Source organism: Flavobacterium sp., assembly GCF_043760115.1.
Classification (GTDB): Bacteria; Bacteroidota; Bacteroidia; order Flavobacteriales; family Flavobacteriaceae; genus Flavobacterium.
Window position 1 is genome coordinate 23,812 of the sequence record NZ_JAYUPK010000065.1, and the last position, 23,956, is coordinate 47,767.

Consider the following 23,956-nt stretch of genomic DNA (forward strand, 5'->3'; position numbering starts at 1 on the left):
TTGTTTAAAAGTTTAAGGTTGTTTAAAAACTGTGTTAAAATTTGAATTTACAATTTCTATTACATCTTCAATTTTTATGTTTTTATATTTTGCTGCTAGTTGATACACTTCTTCTAATGTTTCATTGATTGTATCTGTTTCTAGAAAAAATTTATCGTTTGGTATAGATTTAAAAACGGCTTCCATTTCTGGATTTTTTATTAAATATTTTCCAAAGGAAATATAAAATCCGTTATCTAATAACTGCTTTGCCACTTGCTTGTTCTTAGAAAATCCGTGAATAATTATTGGAACAGAAATTTTTAATCGGTTTTTGATTTCTATTACTTCATCAAATGCTGTAACTAAATGCAAAACTAAAGGTTTTTTGTATTTTTCGGCTAGTGCGATTTGCTTTTCAAATACTTGTATTTGTAATGCCAATGGAATTTCTATTCGTTTATCTAATCCACATTCGCCCAGTGCCAAACATTCTTTTAATTGTAACTTTTTTTCTATTACATTTAGGTCTGCTTCTACTCTACTTTCATCAATATACCAAGGATGAATACCGATGGAATAATTAGGTATGTTTTCTTTAAAATCCCACGGATATTGATTTACCAATTCTAAAATATCAGAATTGTTAGTAAATGAATGTGTATGTAAATTGAAAAAAATCATTTGGCAAAAATAATTTATTAGTTAGAAATGTAAACACTATTTTACTTTTATTTTTTATTACTTTTTTAAATAGATTGGTACCGAATTTTGAATAAATCACTAACAATTGCTGATGTGTTAGCCCAGATTGAAATGGCATCCTTTTATAGAATTACTTGTCATTTTTCTTGACAAGTAATTTTATAAAAGATATAGTGAAAAGCTGGAAATAGCTTCTAAAAAACAACTAAATTTGCATTTTACAACTTTTATGATTGCACGAGCTTTTCAAAAATACATCAATAATTTTAGAGGATTTTCTAGAGAAATTTGGATTTTAACACTGATTACTTTTATTAATCGTGCTGGAACGATGGTTTTGCCGTTTTTGTCGAAATACTTGAAGGAAGATTTGCATTTTACGCTAGATGAAGTAGGTTGGATTTTGGTAAGTTTTGGGTTTGGATCGATGCTTGGTTCGTGGCTTGGCGGAAAATTATCAGACAAAATTGGGTTTTACAGAATCATGATTTTTAGCTTGTTTGTGAGTGGATTGCTGTTTTTTGCGCTTCAATTTATTACTAGTTTTGTAGGTCTTTGCATTGGAATGTTTGTGATAATGGTGGTTGCCGATATGTTTCGTCCTGCAATGTTTGTATCGCTTGGCGCATATGCAACGCCAGAAAACAGAACACGATCGTTAACTTTAGTGCGATTAGCAATTAATCTTGGGTTTGCGGCTGGACCAGCTTTGGGCGGATTAATTATTATGAATATGGGTTACAAAGGTCTTTTTTGGGCTGATGGCGCAACTTGTATTTTGGCAATTACTGTGTTTGCAATTTTGGTAAAAGAAAAGAAAAAGTCAAAATTTATTGATAAAAAAGATCCTGATAATGTGCTTACGCATTCGGTTTTTAAAGACAAACCTTTTTGGATATTTCTTGGAAGCTGCATGATTACTGGAATACTTTTCTTTCAACTTTTTACTACAATTCCGTTGTATCATACTGATCAATTTAACTTGACCGAACTACAAACTGGATTGCTTTTAACGTTAAATGGATTGATGATTTTCTTTCTAGAAATGCCAATTGTGAGTTATGTGGAACGCAATAAAATGAACAAAGTTAAGATTGTAAACTTGGGTTGTTTGGCAATGGCGATTAGTATGTTTTTAATGCTGGTGAATTTTTGGGTTGGCATTTTAGTTGTTATGATGTTGTTTATGACGTTTGGTGAGATGTTTGCGTTTCCTTTTTCTAATTCTTTTGCTATTGGACGCGCGCCAAAAGGTCATGAAGGCAGATATATGGCAATTTTTACAATGAGTTTTAGCTTGGCGCACATTCTTAGTGCGAAAGTTGGTATGACCATTATTGATAATTTTGGGTATCAGGCGAATTGGTTTTTCATGGGAATGCTAGGTTTGGTTGGTGTTTTACTTGGCTATTGGGTTATGGTTTTAGTTGGTCGTGAGAAACATGCTTAATTATCTTTACACGAATTTCACCAATTTTCACTAATTATTTTGTTGTGTTTATATTATCACTTATATTTTTTTTGCCACTGATTTTACGGATTTAACAGATTTTCACGGATTTTCTACTCAAAATTGTCTTTCTGAAACAGAAAGAATATCTTATTTAATACTTCAAATAATTTATTATTAAAATATTTAAATAATTGATTTTCAATAATTTAAAATAATAAACGCAAAAAATAGTTAAATAACTATAAAAATAGTTGTGTAACTAAAAATATAGTTATAAGTTTGCTTTATCAAATAAAATACTATGCAAAAGTTAACAAACAAAGAAGAAGAAATAATGCAAATTTTATGGAAGCTTAAAAAAGCATTTGTAAAAGAAGTATTAGCAGAAATTACTGAAGATCAACCACATTACAATACACTTTCTACTATAATTAGAAATCTTGAAGAGAAAGGTTTTGTATCTTATAATGCTTTTGGAAATACACATCAATATTATCCAATTGTAAGTATGGAAGACTATAGAAAGCGTTTTATGAATACTGCAATCGAAAATTATTTTGACAACTCTTATAAAAGTATGGTTTCGTTTTTTGCTCAAGAAGATAAAATTTCTGCCGATGAACTTAGAGAAATTTTGGAAATTATAGAAAATAGAAAATAGAAAAAAAATGGAAGAGCTACTAACCTATTTACTAAAATCTAGCGGATTGACACTTATGTTCTTTCTTGCTTACCACTTCTTACTTAGAAAAGAAACTTTTTTTAATACTAATAGATGGTTTCTACTTTCAGGGTTAGTTACTTCTGTCATTTTGCCATTATTTTTTATTAAAAAAATAGTGTTTGTTGAAACTCAAAAAATAGTTTCTAATGCAATATCAAATACAAATTTTAAACCTGTACTAACTGAAAACACTATTGAAAACACAACTATTAATTGGTTTGAAATTTCATTGTACCTATACATAACCATAGCAATTATTTTATTTTTTAAAATAATTTATGATTTATTTTCACTAATGAAAGTATTTGAAAATAAAGAGATTACAATAGACAAAAACTTTAAAGTAATTGATACCAAACAGAATATTGCACCATTTTCATTCTTTAATTATATTGTTTTAAACTCTAGTTTGTATACTCAAGCAGAATTAGAAAGTATATTGTTACACGAGAAAATTCATAGCTCACAAAAACACTCTATTGATGTTTTAATTACCAATTTATTTACTGTTATTTTTTGGTTTAACCCAATTTTATATTGGTACAAAAAAGCAGTAATTCAAAACCTAGAATACATTGCCGATAGTGAAGCTATTGCGCAAATTGAAGATAAAAAGTCCTATCAAATGGCACTTTTAAAAGTAGTTTCTAATCAGAACTGCTTACCTATTACTAATCATTTTTATCAATCATTAATCAAAAAACGAATTGTTATGTTAAACAAAAATCAGTCACAAAAAAGAAATTCCTGGAAGTATGCAGTTATACTTCCAGCATTAATTGGGTTTGTAATGCTTTTTCAAATAAAAGTTATTGCACAAGAAAGAGAAATTAAGTTGGAAGATGGTTCTACAATTTCATCCACAACTAGAGAAGTCACCGAAATGAATTGGGACAAAAACACTTCTGATGAAGAATTTAAAAACGACATAAAAAGTGTTAAAAAAGCTAAAATAAAATTAGATATCTCTAAAGTTAAAAGAAATTCTAAAGGTGAAATAACGTCTATTACAATCAACATTAAAGACGAATTGAATAATAACTTAACTGAAACGTATTCTGACACGAATGGAATTGAACCGATACATTTTATAAGAGATATTGATCAAAAAGGTAAAGGTAGAATCGGATTTGTTAAAGATAATAAGTATTCGTCAAATCAAAAAAAACAAGCTTGGGCTGAAGAAGTAAAAGAATCTGATGAAATAATAGCTGAAGCCGTATTAATAGAAAACGACGAAAACTTTCCAATTCAACCAACGCCACCAATAGCACCAACTGCACCAGAAATTAAAGTAAATTCTATACCAGTTCCAAATTTTCCAACAGCACCAAAAGCTCCAATTGGTTCACCAATAACAAACGAAAAAGAATGGAAAAAATTTGAGAAAAAAATGGAAGAATTTGAAAAAAAGATGGAAGCAATAGAACCAGAAATGGAAGCTTATTCTAAACAAATGTTTAACATTGATGAACAAATGAAACCATTTGAAGAGGAAATGAAAAAATTTGAAACAAAAATGAAATTATTTGAAGAAGAAATGAAAATTTATGAAATGAAAATTAAAGTTTATTTAGAAACACAAAAATCTAAGTGATTTTATTTTTAACTAATTATAATCACTTTTAAAACAAGTTTTTAAAAGTGATTTTTTTTATTAAAAAGTTAAAAATTTGCAAATCTATTTCAATCAATTATTTAAAATTATATTTTTGAAAGATAATTTAAAACCAATTGTTTACTTATTAATTTTATAATTATGAATGCTAAAAAATTATTTCTTCTATTATTACTTACATTATTGCAATTTACTGCTGTTGCACAAGAAAAAAAGCAATTTATTCTAAATAATGACAATAATGATGTTGTAATGACTTGGAATAAAGACACACCAGAAAGTGAAATGAAAGACGATATTAAAGCGTTAGCCGTAAAAGGAATTACCATTAAATATTCTAAAGTTAAACGAAATTCTAACAATGAAATTACGGCTTTAAAAATTGAATACTCAGATCGTCAAGGAAATAAAGGTACAATGGAGTTGGATAATCAAAAACCAATAAATACCATTCAATTTTTTAAACAAGATGATGAAATTGGTTTTGGACAACCAAACAATACTAATAATATTTTAGGTGGCGATGCATTTTTTCAAAATTTTGGTGGAAACGATTTAATAAAACAATTTAAATTTCAAATTGAAAATGATTCACTTTCGCAAGAAAAATTTGATTTTGTAAATCCTGGTATGCAACAATTTGGAAACACTAAATCTAAAATTATTATTCAAAATTCTAATAAAAAACCACTAATAATTGAAGATGGAAAAATAATTGAAGGTGGCGATGATTATACAAAAGAAGAATTGGATGAAATAACTAAAAACAATCAAGTGCAGAAATTTAATTTTGGCGGAACTGATTCTGATGGAAAAGAATTTGATTTTAGAAATAAAGAAGGTTTGGAAAATTTTAAAAATCAGATGCAGAAAATGCAAATTGATATGGAAAAATTAAAACCAAATTCTACTAATTCCGACTTAGAAAAAACTAAAGAAGAAATGCTAAAAGCTAAAGAAGATATGATTAAAGCCAAAGAGGAATTGCAAAAAGCAAAAAAAGAATCGGAAAAAAAATCAGCTTTAAAAACTCAAAAAATATAATTCTAAGTTACCAATTCTCCTCCTTTGGAGGAGTGTCCGAAGGACGAGGTGGAAAAAATAGTATTATTTAATTAAATTTTAAACTATAAAAATAGCTGAATTAAATGTATAAACTTCTAGCCAAATTAAACAAATTGTTATTACCAAGTTTTACAAAAAAACAATTGGATTTATCAAAAGCTACTAAATTTCAAATGGCAATAATTGGTTGGCGCTATTTTATAACCACAAGAGCAATAAAATAATCTAAATTTTATAGGTTACAATTTGTTATTTTGACATTAATAACTATCTTTGCACTCACAAAAAAAGGCCTTGTGGCGCAACTGAATAGCGCACTTGATTACGGCTCAAGAGGTTACTGGTTTGAATCCAGTCAAGGTCACTTAAGAATGAAAAGCTCTAACGAAAGTTAGGGCTTTTTTAGTATATAATTTGATGTTGAACTTGTTCATAAAACAAATTATATAGTAAAAAAGTTTTTCAATCTTTGATTGAAAAATGCTTTTTATTTCCATTACTAATTTTATTTTGAAAAGACGAAGTCAATCCAGTCAAGGTCAAAAATTGTAAAAGCTCTAACGAAACTTAGGGCTTTTTTTATAGAAATATAATTTTACCTTACTTATAAAATAAATTGCTTCTTTATTTATTTTCTATATTTGTAAAAAATAATCACAATGGAAATCAAGATAGAAGCCATTCAATTAGCAGAATCTTTTAACATTAAAAAGTTCCGTAACGATTTTCAAACAGAAGCACATTCTGGTTCTACAACCGAATTGTTTTATTCTTTAACTAACCACGACCGTTACCTTTATGTTTTTGATTATGGTGTTGTGGTATTTGCCAATTATGATGCTGTTGCTAAAAGCGAGTTTGTAAATTTTATTAAAAACTACGCCACTACTTTAGTCGATTTGAATTTATCCGAAGAGTATTTAATTCAAACCGATTCTAATAATGACAAACCAATAGTTAAAAATAATTATGTAAGTGTTGCAAAAATAGATTCTTCAATGTTACGAATTGTGATGCTAAATATTGGTCAATCTGTTGCATTAGATTATTATGAAAATCTTACTGATGATCTTATTTCGTCATCCAAACTGTATATTCTTCAATTAGAAAAAAAAGGCAAAATTGATATTTCAAAAACTAATTTGCTTAAGTATATTGGTAAAGTGCTGAATGTTAAAAACAGTATTATTGATAACTTGTATATTTTAGATGATCCAAACTTGGTTTGGGATAATGAAGAATTGAATTTATTAAATCGAAATCTTAAAGCCAATTTTGATATTAATACTCGTTTTAAAGATTTGGATTATCGATTGCAAATTGTAGAAGATAATTTGACTCTTTTTACAGATGTTTTAAACGTAAGAGAAAGTTCAAAATTAGAGTGGCTTATTGTTGTGCTTATTTTTATTGAAATAGTAATAAGTTTGATTTTTCATTAATTAAAAAGAACTTTACAATTGGAAATTAAGTATCAATTAAACTAAAAATATGAAAAACAAATTACCTCTTTATTTAGAAAACACATTTAAGAGCATTTATGGAAACTTTGGAGAACGATTTAGTGCAACTCTTCTTGAGAGTTTACTTTTATCTCCAATGACAATTTTATTTTTGTACATTAATACTCTAAGTTTAAACAATTATTATTTTATTCTTCCAATTTCTCAAATTCTAACATTAGTATATTTTGTTTATCTTCCTGTTAAATATGGTGCAACTCCTGGAAAATTAATTATGGGTTTAACTATTTTAAAAAGTGATGGTTCTAATATAAATTACAAAGATGCTTTTATGAAATATTTACCAGTGTTAATTTTAAGTTTGTTTTCTGTTTTTTTACATATACATGGAATTACTAAAGCAAATGAAAATAATTTTAATGGATTAAGCTGGTTTGAAAAAACAAAATACATACAATCTTTTTCACAACCTTTAAACTATATAATTGTTGGATTGGTTAATATATTTTATTTTGTTAATGTTATTGTCTTTTTACTAAATGATAGAAAGCAAAGTGTAGGTGACCAACTTGCAGATACTGTTGTGGTTTACAAACGCCATTTGAATAAAATTAATGAAATAAATGAATAAAAAAATTCAATATGAAAATTCTAGAAAGAAGCTCAATTACAATTAGTTATAAAAAACCATTTATAGATTGGAATAACAACCTAACTCCAGAATTAGCATTGAATATCAGTATGCTTGGAGAAAGTAAAACCTATCTAACAAAAGTAGATTTTGAAAATGCTGACCAATTAATTAAGAAATATTTCAAAGAAATTTTCGAATTAGAATTAGATGGAACATGGACTGATGAAAATGATTGGCCTCAGAATAGAGATTTTAGCACTTTTTGTGACTGGTTTAATTTTGAAATAAGTGATTGGGTTACCGATTTAGAAAAAAAGAAACTATAAAAAAATCGGTTTAGAAAATTCTAAACCGATTTTTATTTTCAAATAAATTTACAACTTACTAATATAACTTCCGTATAAGTCTTTAAACTGATACCCAACATCTACTCTATCTTTGCTCAGTTTGTCATATTCTACCAAACCCCAAAGTACAAATTCTTTCAAGAAATACTTATCTTCAAGTGCAATTGTAGGTTGATATTTCTGAATTAAATCTTCTAAAGGTTTTACTTCGTCCAATTGTTTTTTATATTCTTCATCGGTTGCATCGTCTAGTAATTCAAATCCTGTTTCTGTAAAAAACCATTCTAATATTTTTGCAAATGGACTGTTGTCAGCATCACGTTCTAATTTTTCAATTTTAGGAAAATATGCAGGAAAAAAGGTGTGAATTGCGTCGCCGATTAAATGTTGCGCCACGACTGCTGCACCTTCTTGCTCACCTTCGTAAACCAATTCTACTTTTCCTGTCAATGCAGGAATAATTCCCATAAAATCAGATAAACGAACCGTAGTTTTATCACTTCCAGATTTTAATGCTCTTCGTTCTGCTGTACTTACTAAATTCTCAAAAGCTGTAATAGTCATTCTCGCACTTACACCACTTTTATTGTCAATATATTCACTTTCTCTGGCTTCAAATGCAATTTGTTCTAACAAATCTCTAGCCAATGATGGAACGTAAACACTTTCCGATTGTTGTTTGTTTAATTTTGCTTCTTGCTCTGTAATTGTTCTTGCAATAGCAACCGTTTCTGGATAATGAGTAAGAATTTGAGAACCAATTCTGTCTTTTAATGGTGTAACAATACTTCCACGATTGGTATAATCTTCAGGATTTGCAGTAAAAACGAATTGCATGTCTAAAGGCATTCTTAATTTGAATCCACGAATTTGAATATCGCCTTCTTGCAAAATATTAAATAATGCAACTTGAATTCGAGCTTGTAAATCTGGTAACTCATTGATTACAAATATGCAGCGATTTGCTCTCGGAATCATTCCAAAATGAATTACTCTGTCATCTGCATACGAAAGTTTTAAATTGGCAGCTTTTATCGGATCTACATCGCCTATTAAATCAGCAACGGTTACATCTGGTGTGGCTAATTTTTCTGAAAATCTATCGCTTCTATGAATCCAAGAAATTGGTGTTGCATCGCCTTTTTCTGCAATTAAATCTTTTGCAAATCTTGAAATTGGATTTAATGGATCATCATTAATTTCAGACCCAGAAACTATTGGCATATATTCATCCAAAAGTTCAATCATTTTTCTGGCTAAACGTGTTTTGGCTTGACCACGAAGTCCGAGTAAATTGATATTATGACGTGATAAAATGGCACGTTCTAATTCTGGAATTACAGTGTTTTCAAATCCGTGAACGCCTTCAAAAACTGGTTTTCCCGATTTTATTTTTTCACGTAAATTATCTCTCAATTCATCTTTAATACTTCTTGAAACGTATCCTGATGCTTTTAATTCTGCTAATGTTGTTATGTTTTTCATTATAAATATTTGAATCCGCTGGATTCGTTATTGTTGTTTTATCGTTGTTTTTTTATAAATATGTGAATCCGCTGGATTCGTTATTCTTGTTTTTTTATGAACATTTGAATCTATAAACATTTGAATTCGCTGGATTCGTTATTCTTTTTTTTTTATAAACATTTGAATCTATAAACATTTGAATCCTCCGGATTCGTAAAATTTTTTCTTCTTAAATAGTTAAAACTAGAAACCCAAAACTCGAAACTATTTAATCTTCTTCTTCCTATTCGTTTCATAATCTTCAAAAATCATTTCTCCCAAACCTTTTAAGCCAGTATAAAATGCTTTTCCTTGATTGGCTTCGGTAAATCTATTTACAAATTTTTGCAAATATGGATCGTTGGCAATCATAAATGTTGTTATCGGAATGTGTAACTTTCTTGCTTGTTGCGCTTGATTATAACACTGTTCTACAATATATTCGTCCAAACCATTGCTGTTCATATAATACGTTCCATCTTTTTCACGAACGCAACTTGGTTTACCGTCGGTAATCATAAAAATTTGCTTATTGGTATTCCGTTTTCTTCTCAAAATATCCATTGCCAATTGCAAACCTGCAACTGTATTGGTATGATAAGGTCCAACTTTTAAATAGGGCAAATCTTTAATTGCGATTGGCCAAGCATCATTACCAAAAACCAGAATATCGATAGTATCTTTTGGATATCTTGTAGTAATTAACTCTGCTAATGCCATTGCCACTTTTTTGGCTGGTGTAATTCTATCTTCACCATACAAAATCATACTGTGGCTGATGTCTATCATTAAAACCGTACTCATTTGGGATTTGAATTGTGCATCTTCTACAACCAAATCATTTTCGGTGAGCATAAATTCTTCTGTACCATTATTGATTTGAGCATTACGCAAACTTTCAGTAAGTGAAATACTTTCTAAGCTGTCGCCAAAATGGTAGTTTCTAAATTCGCCAGTTTGTTCATCGCCAGCACCAGAATATTTAGTTTTGTGATTACCGCTTCCTGATTTTTTAAGATTCCCAAAAATTTGATCCAATGCTTGTTGACGAATTGCTCTTTCTGTTTTTGCAGTTATGCCAGTTCCAGATGTTCCATCCTCTTTTAGTTCTTCGCGGATGTATCCTTTTTTCTTTAAATCTTCAATAAAGTCATCAATAGTATAATCGGCATCTGTAAGTTTATATTCTACATCCAATTGACGTAACCAATCTATTGCTTCATCAAAATCGCCTGATGTATGCGTAATTAATTCTTTGAAAATCTCAAAAAGTTTGTCAAATGGCGATTGAAATGGCGCTTCGTATTGCTTGAAGAAAAATCCTTTTTTTGTGTTCATTTCCATAGATTATAAAATTAGTATTAAAATTGTGGTGTTCCTAGAAAACGAATATTAATTTTTAGTTAAAGTAACGAATCAAATGAGTAATTTTACATTTTTAAAACCAAAAAATGAGCGCAGATTACATCTTAGACGAAGAAATTACAGATAAAAATTTTGAAGAAATTGATATTAAATACAAAGATTTTGAAAACTGTGTGTTTAGAAATTGCGATTTTACTCAGTGTGATTTTATGGCAGTTACCTTTATAGATTGTAATTTTTTTGATTGTAATTTTAACGATACTAAAATAAATTATGTTTCACTTCGTGGTGCTTTTTTTACCAAATGTAATTTTACTAATGTTAATTTTGCAATGACAGATCAAGTTATATATGAGTTTCGTTTTAAAGATTGCCTTTTAGACTATGCAAAATTCTATAAACTGAAACTTAAAAAAATGCAGTTTTTAAATTGCAGTATGGTTTCGGTAGATTTTATGGAAAGTGATTTAACAGAAGTTATTTTTGATAATTGTAATTTACGATTAGCGGTTTTTGAAGGAACAATTGCCAACAAAGCCGATTTTTCTACAAGCTACAATTACACAATCGATCCTGAGAAAAACAAACTTAAAAAAGCGCAATTCTCTGTTGAAGGTTTAAAAGGTTTGTTGATGAAATATGATATTGTGGTAAAATAATTTATCCTAATATTTGACTTGCATGAGTTTTGGTTTTTACATCTGAAATTACTTCATCTATAATTCCGTTTTCGTTTATTATGAAAGTTGTTCTGTGAATTCCATCGTATTCTTTTCCCATAAACTTTTTTGGTCCCCAAACCCCAAATGCATTTATCACAGATTTATCTTCGTCTGCCAATAATGGAAATGGAAAACTGAACTTGTCTTTAAATTTTCCTTGCGCTTTGGCATTGTCTGCGCTTACGCCAAGTAATTCATAATTATTGGCTTGAAAACGTTCATAATTATCGCTTAAATCGCAAGCTTCGGCAGTGCAACCTGGAGTATTTGCTTTTGGATAAAAGAAAACTACTAACTTTTTTCCTTTGTAATCTTCTAGTTTGTGCGATTTGTTATCTTGATCTATTCCTGAAAAGTTTGGTGCTTTATCTCCTTTTTTTAAGTTTGTCATTTTTTAATTATTTATGGTTTGTTGTTTGTGATTTATTGTTTATTGTTTTTTGTTTTTGGTTTGTTGTTTTTGGTTTGTTGTTTTTGAATTATTGTTTTTTTGTTTATTTCTTTTTTAACTGACTTGCATTATATCTTTTTTCTGCATCTTTTTGTGATTCATTTTGCACTCTTGCCATTTCAGTGTTTAAGAATTTCGATTCTTTAAATAAATTACTCCAAATTGATTTGCCATTTTCGAGTTCACTTTTCTTCTCTTGAACAGTATAAAATCCATTAGTAGTTATAAAATCAAAGGTTACATAGGTTGTGTCTCGGTTAGAAATGCCATCTGCTTTTTTAAGATTTTTAAATTCTTTTTCAAACATCTTGCTTGCAACTGCCCAATATCTTATAGATGGTTCTTTGATTCGTCTATTTGTTTCTTCGTCAGCACCAACCATTGTACTGTTTGATGGTTCAAACCCATTTTCTATCATTTGTTTCTTTTCTGTTTCTTCTAAAAATAACGCCTTTTCAATAAATGAACTTTGTGCAGTTGCGACGTTGGCATCATATTTATTCCATTCAGTAATAACAGTTGTTAATCCTAGTTTTGTATTTCCAAATGGTTTTGAATCTCTTACAAGATAACCATAATATTTAACATTTCTAACTGCTGTAATTCTACCATCGTTATATATGGTTTCTAACTTGCTTGTATCAGCTACTTTATTAAGTTTAAAATTATTTTCTACTGTCGCTTTTTTAAAACTTTTAGCATTTGATTTTTTTGTTTGATTGCAACCAAACAAAAAAATTAATGACCCAAAAAATAATAAAGCTACTTTTAATAAATTATTTTTCATTTTTTTTTACTTTAATTTTCTTTTAATTTGAAATACAACTTCGTATTTCTAATCTCGTACCTCCAATTTTGCACTTAACTTTGCCCCAGATTGAAGTGGAAAGCTTTTATTGAAGGAAAGCTAGTTTTTTGTTGTGCTAAAAAAGCGACCGCAAGAAGCTCTTTTTAGTGCACACAAAAACTGCTTTGCTCAATAAAACTTGAAACGGAAAGCTGGATGTGGCATATTAAAATATTTCTAGTATTTTTACAGCATAAATGTATTCAAATTTAAAGAAATGACCAAAAAAGAGCGTGCAACATTTGTTATAAATACGTTAAAAGAATTGTATCCTACTATTCCAATTCCGCTAGATCACAAAGATCCATATACTTTATTGATTGCGGTTTTGTTGTCTGCGCAATGTACTGATGTGCGAGTGAATTTGGTTACGCCAATGTTGTTTGCCAAAGCGGATAATCCGTATGATATGGTGAAAATGAGTGTGGAAGAGATTAAGGAAATTATTAGACCTTGTGGATTATCGCCAATGAAAAGTAAAGGAATACACGGTTTGTCGCACATTTTAATTGATAAATATGACGGAATTGTACCTAAGAGTTTTGAAGCTTTAGAATCGTTTCCTGCTGTTGGTCATAAAACGGCAAGTGTAGTTATGAGTCAGGCATTTGGTTTTCCTGCGTTTCCTGTTGATACGCACATTCATAGATTGATGTATCGATGGAATTTAACGTCAGGCAAGAATGTTACTGAAACCGAAAAAGATGCTAAAAAAATATTTCCTATGGATGTTTGGAACGATTTGCATCTTCAGATTATATGGTATGGAAGAGAATATTCGCCTGCAAGAGGTTGGAATTTAGATAATGATATTATTACAAAAACTATTGGTAGAAAAGAAGTTTTGAAAGCGTATTATAAAAAATAAAAACACTTTTTAAAGTTTAAAAAGTGTTTTTATTTAGGTGTTTTTTTTAATTACAAGTTACTTCGGTTAGTACTAAACTTGAAGTGAAATTTAACTTTTTAGTGTCTTGAAAAACTAATTTTCCTTTGATTTCTTTACTCTCTCCATAACCTTCAACTAGTGTTTTATTTTTTCTTAAAAATGCTACTTGTCTAACAGATTCTATTCCTTCAGACATAAAAGTATAATCTGCAAAAATTGTATCTCCGCTTAAAGTTCCTGCAATTTTACCTGTGTTTTTGTCTTTTTGAAATAATTTATAATTTAAATCGCCAGAAACAATTGTATCATTTACTACCAATTGCGCCTTTATTGTGTCTTTGTTTTTAATGTATTCATAACATTCTGTTATACTATTATTTATAGAAATTTCTTTTTCTTCTGTAACCTTTTTTGTAACACTTACATCTACTTTTTTACAAGAAAAAAATGCACTACTTACTAATGATAAAATAATGATTCTGTTTTTCATAATTTTGGTTTTTATAAAACTACAAAAAAATCCAACTTCTAATTGAAATTGGATTTTGATTTAACTTTTTTACAATTGAATTTCCTTACACTGCATCCATATCTACAGTAGTTTTGTCTGCAATTTCTTTATAAGTTCCGTTTACTAATTTTTCTCTAATTGCTTCAAATGCTGTTAGTGTTTCATTAATATCATCAATTGTGTGTGAAGTTGTAGGAATCATTCTAAGTAAAATTATACCTTTAGGAATTACAGGATAAATTACAATTGACAAGAAAATACCATAATTTTCTCTTAAATCGTTTACCATAATCATTGCTTCTGGTACACTTCCTTCTAAATAAACTGGTGTTACACAAGTATTTGTATCGCCAATATTAAAATTTCTTTGGCGCAAACCATTTTGTAATGCATTTACGTTTTCCCAAAGTTTATCTTTTAATTCTGGATGATTTTTTAATAATTCTAAACGTTTTAAAGCGCCAAGTGTTTGAATCATTGGTAACGATTTAGCAAACATTTGAGAACGAAGATTGTATTTTAAATAATCTATAATTTCTTTATCGGCAGCAATAAAAGCACCAATACTTGCCATGGATTTTGCAAATGTTGAGAAATAAACATCAATATCATCTTGAACACCTTGTTCTTCACCTGCGCCAGCACCAGTTTTTCCTAAGGTTCCAAAACCGTGAGCATCGTCTACAAGTAATCTAAAATTATATTTTTGTTTTAAAGCAACAATTTCTTTTAATTTTCCTTGCTGACCTCGCATTCCAAAAACTCCTTCGGTAATAAAAAGTATTCCGCCACCAGTTTCTGTTGCCATTTTAGTAGCACGTTGCAGGTTTTTTTCCATACTTTCTAAATCATTATGACGGTATGTAAAGCGTTTTCCCATGTGCAAACGTACACCATCAATAATACAAGCGTGCGCATCTACATCATAAACAATAATATCATTTTTAGTAACTAATGCGTCAATTGTTGACATAATTCCTTGATAACCAAAGTTTAATAAATAGGCAGATTCTTTCATTACAAAAGCAGCCAATTCATTTTCAAGTTGTTCGTGAGCATCAGTGTGACCACTCATCATTCTTGCGCCCATTGGATATGCTGCGCCATATTGAATTGCCGCATCAGTATCTGCTTTTCTAACTTCTGGATGATTGGCAAGACCTAAATAGTCGTTCAAACTCCAGTTTAAAATATTTTTTCCGTGAAATTGCATTCTTGGTCCAAGTTCTCCTTCAAGTTTAGGAAAAACAAAATAACCTTCGGCTTGCGAAGCCCATTTTCCCAGTGGACCTTTATTGTTTTGAATTCTTTCGAATAAATCTTTTACCATAATAAAATAGTGTTTTTAAAACGTGGCAAAAGTAATTATAAATTTAATTGATTCATAATAATTACTATGCATTATTTTAAAATTAACTCTTTTATAGAGTTGTAAAGTAATTCTTTATTAATTGGTTTCGAAAGATAAAGATTCATACCAATTTCTTTTACTCGATTTTTTGTAGTTTCCATAACATCGGCAGTAACTGCAATTATTGGAATGTTCCTATCATTTATGCCACAATTTCCGTTTCGTATGGCTATTGTGGCTTCATAACCATCCATAATTGGCATTTGCAAATCCATTAAAATCAAATCATATCTATTTGTAGTCATTAAATTTAAAGCTTCTTGACCGTTTATAGCATAATCTAAAGTTGTATTTAACCATTTTTTAGTGATCATTTTAATTACCATTTGGTTCATAGCATTGTCTTCTACCACCAAAATATGTTTTCCTTTTAAATCATAATTTACTTCTGATACAACCTCAATAATTTCTTGTTCTTTTACTTTTATTACAGAAAATGATACTTTACAAACCGTTCCTTGATTTACAATACTGTCCATTTCTATTTTACCTTTGTGTAAATCTACCAAAGCTTTTACAATATATAACCCAAGACCTAAACCACCATATTTTCGTTTATTATTAATACTATATTGAGAAAAAGAATCAAAAATAGAATTTATTTTAGATTTAGGAATTCCAATTCCTGTATCTGATATTATAAAATTTAATGCTACACTATCACTGTCAATTTCTTTGCATTCTATTTTAAATTTAATAATTCCATCTGTAGTAAACTTAAAAGCATTATTAAGAATATTTGTCAAAATTTGATGCACTCTACTACAATCACCTTTTATAATTTTAGGAACATTTATTGCTTGAGAAAACTGAAAATCAATTTCTTGTTCCTTAGCTCTTTGTGCAAAATTATTTTTAATTTCTTCAAATAATTTATGTGCATCATATTCTAGTTCTTCTAAGACTATTTCGTCTTTTTCAATTTTAGAAAAGTCTAAGATATCGTTAACAGAACTCAATAAACTTTGAGATGAATATTTAATTATTTCACACTTTTTTTGAATAGCATTGCTATCTGTTTCACCATTTATTAGTTCAATTAAATTCATAATTGTATTTAATGGAGTTCGCAATTCGTGACTAATATTTGATAAAAAATAAGATTTTAACTCGTTCATTTCTTCCGATTTTTGAAGTGCTAATTCTTGAGAACTTTCTCTATCTTCTTTCAGTTTTTTAATTAAACTTGCCATAGAAAGTGAAAGAAAAATTACTTCAACTCCAGTGCCTAATTTAGAACTGTTTTCTGTAATAAAATTATAAGGTAAAATACTGAAATTCTTTAATATAAAAACTACAAAACCTAATATTAAAAAGAAAATACCTAATGTAAAAAATAAATAAAATTGTTTAAGTTTTACATAAATTTGAACCATTGATGAAACTATAAGTATTAATAAAAACAACCCAAAAACATTCATTGCAGGATAACAATATTGAAAATAAAAAGGTAAAAAAACAATTATTAAAAACAGTATTGAAAGTAAAATGTATAACGCATTAAAAGCATAATCTAAATTTTTATTTACTTTTTTAACATGTAAAAAATCTTGAGCATAATTTCCAAGAAATATAGCAGAAAAAATAGCGAAAATTAAAACTGACTTGTCTGAAAACCAACCAGCATTTGGCAAAACATACTGATGAAAATAGCCATCTAAAGAAAATTGCAACAACCCAATTAGTACTACATACAAACTGTAAAACAAAAAAACTTTTTCTTTCATTGCATAATGAAAGAAAAAATATAAAATACTTGTAATCAATAAAATACCATAAAAAAAGCCAAATACAATTTGTTCAAAAGCTGTATTATCTATTAAATTTTCTGTGGTTCTAATAAGTATTGGAGCATTTATAACTTCGCCATCGCTTTTTAAATGGATGTAATATTCTGAAAATTCGCTAGGATTTAAGTTTAGCTTAAAAATGGTTTTTCTATGATTTACACTTTTCTGGTTAAAAGGAATATGATCGCCACTTTTTTGTATTTCTACAACATAATTATTTGAAACTTTATAAAAAGCTGCATAATCTACAATCGGTCTAGATGTTTCTATAAAATACTTTTGTTTTTGAATAGAATTATTTTTAACAGAAAATTTTAGCCAATAATTGTCATTTGTAAATCCTAAATCGGTATTTTCAGAAGTTAAATTCTTAAACTTTTTATCAGAAATTTTTAAAATATCGTTTATTGAAAGATTTTCTTGTTTTAAATTTATTATTTTTGTGAAAGTATGAAGTGATTTTTCGTCAAATTCACTATTATTATTTATTTCAAACTGTGAATAAAGAAAATTTGAAAAAAACAGACACAAAATTGTTACTAAAAAATGTGAGTAAAAATTTTTCATTTAGGTTTAATTAAGATTGGGAATATAAACATACGTAAAAAATTTAACTTTGGTTTAACAAATAAATATGGAATTAGTTTTTGCTTCAAATAATAAAAACAAAATAAAAGAAATTCAACTTCTTTTACCTAATTCAATAACAATTTTAAGTCTAGAAGATATTGGTTGCTTTGAAGAAATTGAGGAAAATGCTTCAACAATAGAAGGAAATGCAATTTTAAAAGCCAATTATGTAACTACTAAATATGGTCACAATTGCTTCGCAGACGATTCTGGACTTGAAGTAGAAATTTTAAATGGAAAACCTGGAGTACATTCTGCAAGATATGCTGGCGAACAAAGAAATGATGCTGATAATATGGATAAATTATTAGCAAAATTAGAATTTGTAACCAACAGAAAAGCCAATTTTAAAACAGTAATTGCTTTAAATTTAGATGGTAAACAGACTTTATTTACAGGAATAATTGATGGAATAATTACAAAAGAAAAAATCGGTACTAATGGTTTTGGATACGATCCACTATTTAAACCAAATAATTGTGATATAACTTTTGGGCAATTTGAAATTGAAGAAAAAGCTAGAATTAGCCATCGCGGAATTGCAGTAAAACAATTAATAACCTATTTAAATAACTTATAATTTTGAATTTTAAAGCTATTATTGACTTTAAACGACGTTAAATCATTAATTAAAAATTCCTTATTATTAAATTAAAAACGTAATAATCTGAAAATCAAAGATTAATAAAAAGCCAAATCTCAATTTATCATTAGTTATTAACAATAATTTGCCGTACTTTTGCAAAATATTTAAAATATTATATGAATAAATTTGAACAATTAGGATTGAGTGAATCGTTACTGAAGGCGATTTTAGATCTAGGATTTGAGAATCCGACCGAAGTACAGGAGAAAGCGATACCTCTCTTATTGGAAAAAGACATTGATTTAGTTGCGTTGGCTCAAACTGGGACAGGGAAAACGGCAGCTTTTGGTTTTCCAGTTATTCAGAAAATTGATGCCAACAATAGAAATACACAGGCGTTAATTTTATCTCCTACTCGCGAACTTTGCTTACAGATTACCAACGAAATTAAAAACTACTCTAAATACGAAAAAGGTATTAATGTGGTAGCAGTTTACGGTGGAGCTAGTATTACAGAGCAAGCTAGAGACATTAAAAGAGGTGCACAAGTAATTGTGGCAACTCCAGGAAGAATGCAAGATATGATTAATAGAGGATTAGTAAATATTTCTCAAATTAATTACTGTATTCTAGACGAAGCAGACGAAATGTTGAATATGGGTTTTTACGAAGACATCGTAAACATACTTTCAACAACACCAGATGAAAAAAGTACATGGTTGTTCTCAGCAACTATGCCAGCAGAAGTCGCTAGAATTGCAAAACAATTTATGCACGATCCAGTAGAAATTACAGTTGGAGCTAAAAATTCAGGTTCGGCTACAGTTTCTCACGAATATTATTTAGTAAATGCTCGTGATAGATACGAAGCATTGAAACGATTGGCAGATTGTAATCCAGATATTTTCTCGGTAATTTTTTGTAGAACAAAACGTGATACACAAGCCGTTGCCGAAAAATTAATTGAAGACGGTTATAGCGCAGCAGCATTGCACGGAGATTTATCTCAAGCACAACGTGATGGCGTTATGAAATCGTTTAGAGGAAGACAAATTCAAATGCTTGTTGCTACAGATGTTGCAGCTCGTGGAATTGATGTTGATAACATTACTCACGTAGTAAATTATCAATTGCCAGACGAAATTGAAACCTACAATCACCGTTCTGGAAGAACTGGTAGAGCAGGAAAATTAGGAACTTCTATTGTAATTGTTACTAAAAGTGAATTGCGTAAAATTTCTTCAATTGAAAGAATTATTAAGCAAAAATTTGAAGAAAAAACAATTCCGTCTGGAATAGAAATTTGCGAAATACAATTACTGCATTTGGCAAACAAAATTAAAGATACCGAAGTAGATCACGAAATTGACAATTACCTTCCAGCAATTAATAATGTATTGGAAAGTTTATCTAAAGAAGAGTTGATCAAAAAAATGGTTTCTGTAGAATTTAATAGATTTATTAATTATTACAAGAAAACTAGAGATTTATCTTCTCAATCATCAGGTTCTGAAAGACGTGACGATAGAGAACCAAGAGAAAACAATAATGGTGGAGCAGTTCGCTATTTTGTAAATATTGGTTCTAGAGACAATTTCGATTGGATGTCATTAAAAGATTATTTAAAAGAAACATTAGATTTAGGTCGTGATGATGTCTTTAAAGTAGATGTAAAAGAAGGATTTTCTTTCTTTAATACTGATCCAGAACATACTGATAAAGTAATGGAAGTGTTGAATAATGTTCAACTAGAAGGAAGACGTATTAATGTAGAAATTTCTAAAAACGATGGTGGCGGAAGACGCGATCACAACAACAGAGGTTCTGGTGGAAGTTTTGGCGGAAGAAGTTCTGGCGGATTTAGAGGTGGAAACGAAAGAAGTTCTGGTTCTGGAGGTTTTAGAAGCGACAGAAATTCTGCTCCAAGAGAAGGTGGATTTAGAAGTGATAGAAACGCAGCTCCAAGAGAAGGCGGTTTTAGAAGTGATAGAAATTCGGCTCCAAGAGAAAACAGATTTGGAAGCGATAGAGGTGCATCTCCAAGAAGAGAACCAGGTTCAGCTCAAAGAGAATCAAGACCTTTTACTGCCAATGGTGAAGAACGTTCTTCAAGTAATTCATCTGAAGACAGACCAAAAAGACCAAGAAGAAGTTAAATTTTAACTTGAAAATTATACTATTAAAAACACTAATTTTGCAAAATCAAGATTAGTGTTTTTTTTATTTAGATTATAAAATTCTAATTTTGATTTGTTAATTTTCTTATAATAATTTAAAAAAGCAACAAAATATCATTTAGAGTTTTTTACTTTTAAACCTTCAAATAATAAGATGAAATATAGTATAGCATTTTTACTTTTTTTTACCATTACCATTTCGTTAGGACAAGGAGTTTCATTTCAAACAAAAGTGAAAGGAACAATTGTTAATGGAAACACTTTAAATCCGTTATCAAACGTAAATATTATAAATGTTAATAAAGTAAAAGGAACCGTTTCTAATACAAGCGGATATTTTGAAATTGATGCTGATGCAACTGATACTTTGCACATTACTATGATAGGTTATCAATCTATTAAAGTAAAGGTTACAAATGACTGGATAAAAAATGGCGACGCTAAAATTCAACTTACAGAAAAAGCAATTGCACTAGAAGAAGTTATAATTAGAAAATACAAACTTACCGGATATTTAGAAGTTGATACCAAACTAATTCCAGAGCAAGAGAATTATAGATACAGCATTTCTGGTTTGCCCAATGCTTATGAAGGTGGCGATAAATCGCCCAATGCATTTTCTAGAGTTATGAATTCTATTTTTAATCCGGCAGATATGCTTTATAATTTCTTTGGAAAAAAACCTAAAGAATTGAAGCGATTAAAAGAAATGAAAAAAGACGATACGGTTAGAAATTTATTAGAAACCAAATTTGATAGAGAAACCATAGCCGCACTTTTAGGAATTGACAAAAAAGAAATTGCAGAGATTTTAACCCATTGCAGTTACTCCGAAGCTTTTATTCAAACCGCCAATGACTTGCAAATTCTTGATGCAATAAGTCAATGTTATGAAGAATATAAGGTGTTGAAAAAGAAATAATTATTAGAAATACTAATTTTAATCCTTAATTGTAAAAACGGTTAAGGATTTTTTTATATTTGGAGATACTTTTGAATTGATTATTGTGACTGGTTATGAGTTGGCAGTAATTGTTTCTAAAAAACACGAAATATCTTGAAAATTGCTTATAAAATATTTACAAATGAAATAGAAGATTTATTGAATCTCTACAATTCTACATTAATAGCATATGAACAAACAAGGCTAATAAAAAAAACAAGTTGGGAAATAGAAAGTACTATAGAAAATTGTATAGTTAAAAATCTAAAAGATTTTGAATCAAATATAAATACTCTTTCATTTGATTTCAAAGAATTATTATTAATAAAACCTATTTCAATACTTGAACAGTATTTAATTGACAATATTAAATTTATTTTTACTGAAACTAAACAACCATTTCGAACCAATAATATAATTGAGTTTCAACATCAAGAGCTTTTATCATATAAATCTTTGACAGAAATTTTTACTAAAATTATTAACAAAGAATGCAGACAATTATCTAGTGGTGGATTTGATAAAATCATCAAATATTATAAAACTAAATTTAACCTAGATTTGAATTCTTTTTTTCCGTCAAAAGAAAGAATTATTGAATATCATGATAGAAGACATTTACACGTTTACAATCTTGGAAAAACAGATAAACAATATAGAAAAAAATATGATACTGACAAATTAGGTGTTTCAATAAGTCATGAATATATTACAAACGCAATTGATGATATAAAAATCTTTGCAGAAATTGTAAATAAAAACACTTTGAAATATTTGCAAAGCATAAAACAAATTGATGAAAAACAAATTGATAACAGAACGATTTGGTTTTCATTTCAACTAAAATCTGAAAATTTAGATTTAATTAATGATAATTATACATTTTGGTGTAATGATGAATTAGTTACATTTAAAGATATTTTATTAGAAAAAAGAATTTTATTTGATAATTTTATTGAAGTAAAAATATGTTCAGAAAAAAATAAAATTAAAGACTTTATAAATGTTTTCAAAAAAACATCGAAAACAAATCAAAATTTGAAATTTTTTCAAATACTTTATGATGACTATATTATTCCTAATTTCCCAAAAAAGGAAAAAATTCATATACAACCAAAACCAAAAGTTGAAATTAGTGACGAATTAATTGATGAAGTTGAGAAGCTTTTACCAGAAGAACCATGGGAAATTGGCATACACAAAAAAATAGCTATTAAATTACAACAATCCAACAAAACAATAAGTAAAGTTATAAAAATCATTTTAAATAGAAAAAAATAAAGTTACCCCTAACAGTGGTACTTGTTGCACAACTAAATAAATGACATTTCCTGAAATAGGTTGATAGCATATGTTGTAGTATTATATTTCAAAATAATGACTATTCAAAATTAAAAGTAATTATTTAAATAATATATTTGCAATTATAATCTAAATCTTAAATTTATGAAAAAAATTTTATTGATGTCTATTTTTTGCTGTTTAAGTTCCTTTGCACAGAATAAAGTTTTTTATTTCGTTCGTGGCACAGATACTATATATGCAAAGCAATTAAATTACAGCCTCACTATTCAAAGCTACTTGTCAAGTATAGACTACACAGATATGGAAGGTAAAACTGTCGAATTAAAGGGAAAGAAAAACTTAACTGACGTAACATCATTTTACATGAATGGTAATGTAATTGATAAAATCCCTCAAAAAGCTAATAAACCTAAAAGCTATGTAAAGTGGGCAAGACGTGTTGTAGATGGCAAATTAAAAGTAAACTACTATTATAACGGAATGAGTGTTAACAATATGGGCACTGGTTTTATGGGTGGAGTTAATACAAATTCTTCTATAACTAAATTTTTTATTAAAATGCCAGATGGTACTTTTTATGACATAAGAAAAAGTAGAGACCGAAAAAAATACATAATTCCCTATCTAAAACAGTGTGATGCTTTTAATTCAGAATATAATGGAGATTTTGATAGCAGTTATGAAGAGTTTACAAAAATGATTGTGATTTATAATTCTTTATGTAAATAAAAGACAGCAGCTTATAGCGGTTTTAAGAAATAATAATTTTAATCCTTAATTGTAAATACGGTTAAGGATTTTTTTATATTTGGTGATGTTTTTGAATTGATTGTTG

At 28.5% G+C, this 23,956-nt stretch carries 23 protein-coding genes and 1 tRNA gene; 16 read left to right on the forward strand and 8 right to left on the reverse strand.

Features of this window, described 5'->3' with window-relative positions; genetic code table 11:
• Positions 1-12 precede the first annotated feature (12 nt).
• Complete coding sequence (locus tag ACH2BC_RS05445; protein ID WP_395052973.1) at positions 13-663, reverse strand: TatD family hydrolase; 651 nt, start codon at positions 661-663, stop codon at positions 13-15.
• Between the two features lie 250 nt (positions 664-913).
• Between ACH2BC_RS05445 and ACH2BC_RS05450 the strand changes: the two genes are divergently transcribed.
• The 9 genes from ACH2BC_RS05450 (at position 914) to ACH2BC_RS05490 (ending at position 7,967) form a co-directional block, all read left to right on the forward strand.
• The gene (locus tag ACH2BC_RS05450; RefSeq protein ID WP_395052974.1) at positions 914-2,134 is read left to right on the forward strand and encodes an MFS transporter; all 1,221 of its coding nucleotides are present in this window, start codon (positions 914-916) and stop codon (positions 2,132-2,134) included.
• Positions 2,135-2,438: 304 nt separating this feature from the next.
• On the forward strand, positions 2,439-2,798 hold the full coding sequence (locus tag ACH2BC_RS05455; protein ID WP_395052975.1) for a BlaI/MecI/CopY family transcriptional regulator: 360 nt from the start codon (positions 2,439-2,441) through the stop codon (positions 2,796-2,798).
• A 7-nt stretch (positions 2,799-2,805) separates the two neighbouring features.
• Positions 2,806-4,458, forward strand: a complete 1,653-nt coding sequence (locus ACH2BC_RS05460) for a M56 family metallopeptidase (RefSeq protein ID WP_395052976.1) — start codon at positions 2,806-2,808, stop codon at positions 4,456-4,458.
• Positions 4,459-4,620: 162 nt separating this feature from the next.
• Positions 4,621-5,523: a hypothetical protein gene (locus ACH2BC_RS05465; RefSeq protein WP_395052977.1), complete on the forward strand. Its 903-nt coding sequence runs from the start codon at positions 4,621-4,623 to the stop codon at positions 5,521-5,523.
• Positions 5,524-5,627: 104 nt separating this feature from the next.
• Positions 5,628-5,768 (forward strand): SsrA-binding protein, encoded by a 141-nt coding sequence (locus tag ACH2BC_RS05470; protein WP_395052978.1) that lies wholly within the window; start codon positions 5,628-5,630, stop codon positions 5,766-5,768.
• A 66-nt stretch (positions 5,769-5,834) separates the two neighbouring features.
• A tRNA-Arg gene (locus ACH2BC_RS05475) sits at positions 5,835-5,908 on the forward strand.
• Positions 5,909-6,203: 295 nt separating this feature from the next.
• Entirely contained in the window at positions 6,204-6,986 is a 783-nt protein-coding gene (locus tag ACH2BC_RS05480; RefSeq protein WP_395052979.1) for an RMD1 family protein, read from the forward strand.
• Positions 6,987-7,035: 49 nt separating this feature from the next.
• The gene (locus ACH2BC_RS05485; protein ID WP_395052980.1) at positions 7,036-7,638 is read left to right on the forward strand and encodes an RDD family protein; all 603 of its coding nucleotides are present in this window, start codon (positions 7,036-7,038) and stop codon (positions 7,636-7,638) included.
• A gap of 11 nt (positions 7,639-7,649) precedes the next feature.
• Positions 7,650-7,967 (forward strand): hypothetical protein, encoded by a 318-nt coding sequence (locus ACH2BC_RS05490; protein ID WP_395052981.1) that lies wholly within the window; start codon positions 7,650-7,652, stop codon positions 7,965-7,967.
• A 48-nt stretch (positions 7,968-8,015) separates the two neighbouring features.
• Here ACH2BC_RS05490 and ACH2BC_RS05495 read toward each other — a convergent pair whose 3' ends face one another.
• Positions 8,016-9,473, reverse strand: a complete 1,458-nt coding sequence (locus ACH2BC_RS05495; RefSeq protein ID WP_395052982.1) for a magnesium chelatase — start codon at positions 9,471-9,473, stop codon at positions 8,016-8,018.
• Between the two features lie 246 nt (positions 9,474-9,719).
• On the reverse strand, positions 9,720-10,838 hold the full coding sequence (locus ACH2BC_RS05500; protein ID WP_395052983.1) for a VWA domain-containing protein: 1,119 nt from the start codon (positions 10,836-10,838) through the stop codon (positions 9,720-9,722).
• A gap of 107 nt (positions 10,839-10,945) precedes the next feature.
• Between ACH2BC_RS05500 and ACH2BC_RS05505 the strand changes: the two genes are divergently transcribed.
• Positions 10,946-11,518, forward strand: coding sequence for a pentapeptide repeat-containing protein (locus tag ACH2BC_RS05505; RefSeq protein ID WP_395052984.1), 573 nt, complete (start codon positions 10,946-10,948; stop codon positions 11,516-11,518).
• 1 nt (position 11,519) lies between these two features.
• Here ACH2BC_RS05505 and bcp read toward each other — a convergent pair whose 3' ends face one another.
• Both bcp and ACH2BC_RS05515 read right to left on the reverse strand, forming a co-directional pair.
• The gene (bcp, locus tag ACH2BC_RS05510; RefSeq protein ID WP_395052985.1) at positions 11,520-11,972 is read right to left on the reverse strand and encodes a thioredoxin-dependent thiol peroxidase; all 453 of its coding nucleotides are present in this window, start codon (positions 11,970-11,972) and stop codon (positions 11,520-11,522) included.
• Between the two features lie 103 nt (positions 11,973-12,075).
• Positions 12,076-12,819: a hypothetical protein gene (locus tag ACH2BC_RS05515; RefSeq protein ID WP_395052986.1), complete on the reverse strand. Its 744-nt coding sequence runs from the start codon at positions 12,817-12,819 to the stop codon at positions 12,076-12,078.
• A 277-nt stretch (positions 12,820-13,096) separates the two neighbouring features.
• Between ACH2BC_RS05515 and nth the strand changes: the two genes are divergently transcribed.
• The gene (gene nth / locus ACH2BC_RS05520; RefSeq protein ID WP_395052987.1) at positions 13,097-13,747 is read left to right on the forward strand and encodes an endonuclease III domain-containing protein; all 651 of its coding nucleotides are present in this window, start codon (positions 13,097-13,099) and stop codon (positions 13,745-13,747) included.
• 46 nt (positions 13,748-13,793) lie between these two features.
• Here nth and ACH2BC_RS05525 read toward each other — a convergent pair whose 3' ends face one another.
• From ACH2BC_RS05525 to ACH2BC_RS05535, 3 genes are all read right to left on the reverse strand, one after another.
• Entirely contained in the window at positions 13,794-14,258 is a 465-nt protein-coding gene (locus tag ACH2BC_RS05525) for a hypothetical protein (RefSeq protein WP_395052988.1), read from the reverse strand.
• A gap of 85 nt (positions 14,259-14,343) precedes the next feature.
• Positions 14,344-15,609 carry an aminotransferase class I/II-fold pyridoxal phosphate-dependent enzyme gene (locus tag ACH2BC_RS05530; RefSeq protein WP_395052989.1) on the reverse strand — a complete coding sequence of 422 codons (1,266 nt, stop codon included), beginning with the start codon at positions 15,607-15,609 and terminating at the stop codon, positions 14,344-14,346.
• Between the two features lie 71 nt (positions 15,610-15,680).
• Positions 15,681-18,047: a 7TM diverse intracellular signaling domain-containing protein gene (locus ACH2BC_RS05535; protein WP_395052990.1), complete on the reverse strand. Its 2,367-nt coding sequence runs from the start codon at positions 18,045-18,047 to the stop codon at positions 15,681-15,683.
• Positions 18,048-18,114: 67 nt separating this feature from the next.
• Between ACH2BC_RS05535 and ACH2BC_RS05540 the strand changes: the two genes are divergently transcribed.
• From ACH2BC_RS05540 to ACH2BC_RS05560, 5 genes are all read left to right on the forward strand, one after another.
• On the forward strand, positions 18,115-18,690 hold the full coding sequence (locus ACH2BC_RS05540; protein WP_395052991.1) for a non-canonical purine NTP diphosphatase: 576 nt from the start codon (positions 18,115-18,117) through the stop codon (positions 18,688-18,690).
• Between the two features lie 182 nt (positions 18,691-18,872).
• A complete protein-coding gene (locus ACH2BC_RS05545; RefSeq protein WP_395052992.1) occupies positions 18,873-20,852 on the forward strand; it encodes a DEAD/DEAH box helicase in 1,980 nt (659 codons plus the stop codon).
• Between the two features lie 175 nt (positions 20,853-21,027).
• Positions 21,028-21,795, forward strand: a complete 768-nt coding sequence (locus ACH2BC_RS05550; protein ID WP_395052993.1) for a carboxypeptidase-like regulatory domain-containing protein — start codon at positions 21,028-21,030, stop codon at positions 21,793-21,795.
• Positions 21,796-21,930: 135 nt separating this feature from the next.
• The gene (locus ACH2BC_RS05555; RefSeq protein WP_395052994.1) at positions 21,931-23,097 is read left to right on the forward strand and encodes a hypothetical protein; all 1,167 of its coding nucleotides are present in this window, start codon (positions 21,931-21,933) and stop codon (positions 23,095-23,097) included.
• A gap of 300 nt (positions 23,098-23,397) precedes the next feature.
• Entirely contained in the window at positions 23,398-23,850 is a 453-nt protein-coding gene (locus tag ACH2BC_RS05560) for a hypothetical protein (RefSeq protein ID WP_395052995.1), read from the forward strand.
• The last annotated feature ends 106 nt before the right edge of the window (positions 23,851-23,956 follow it).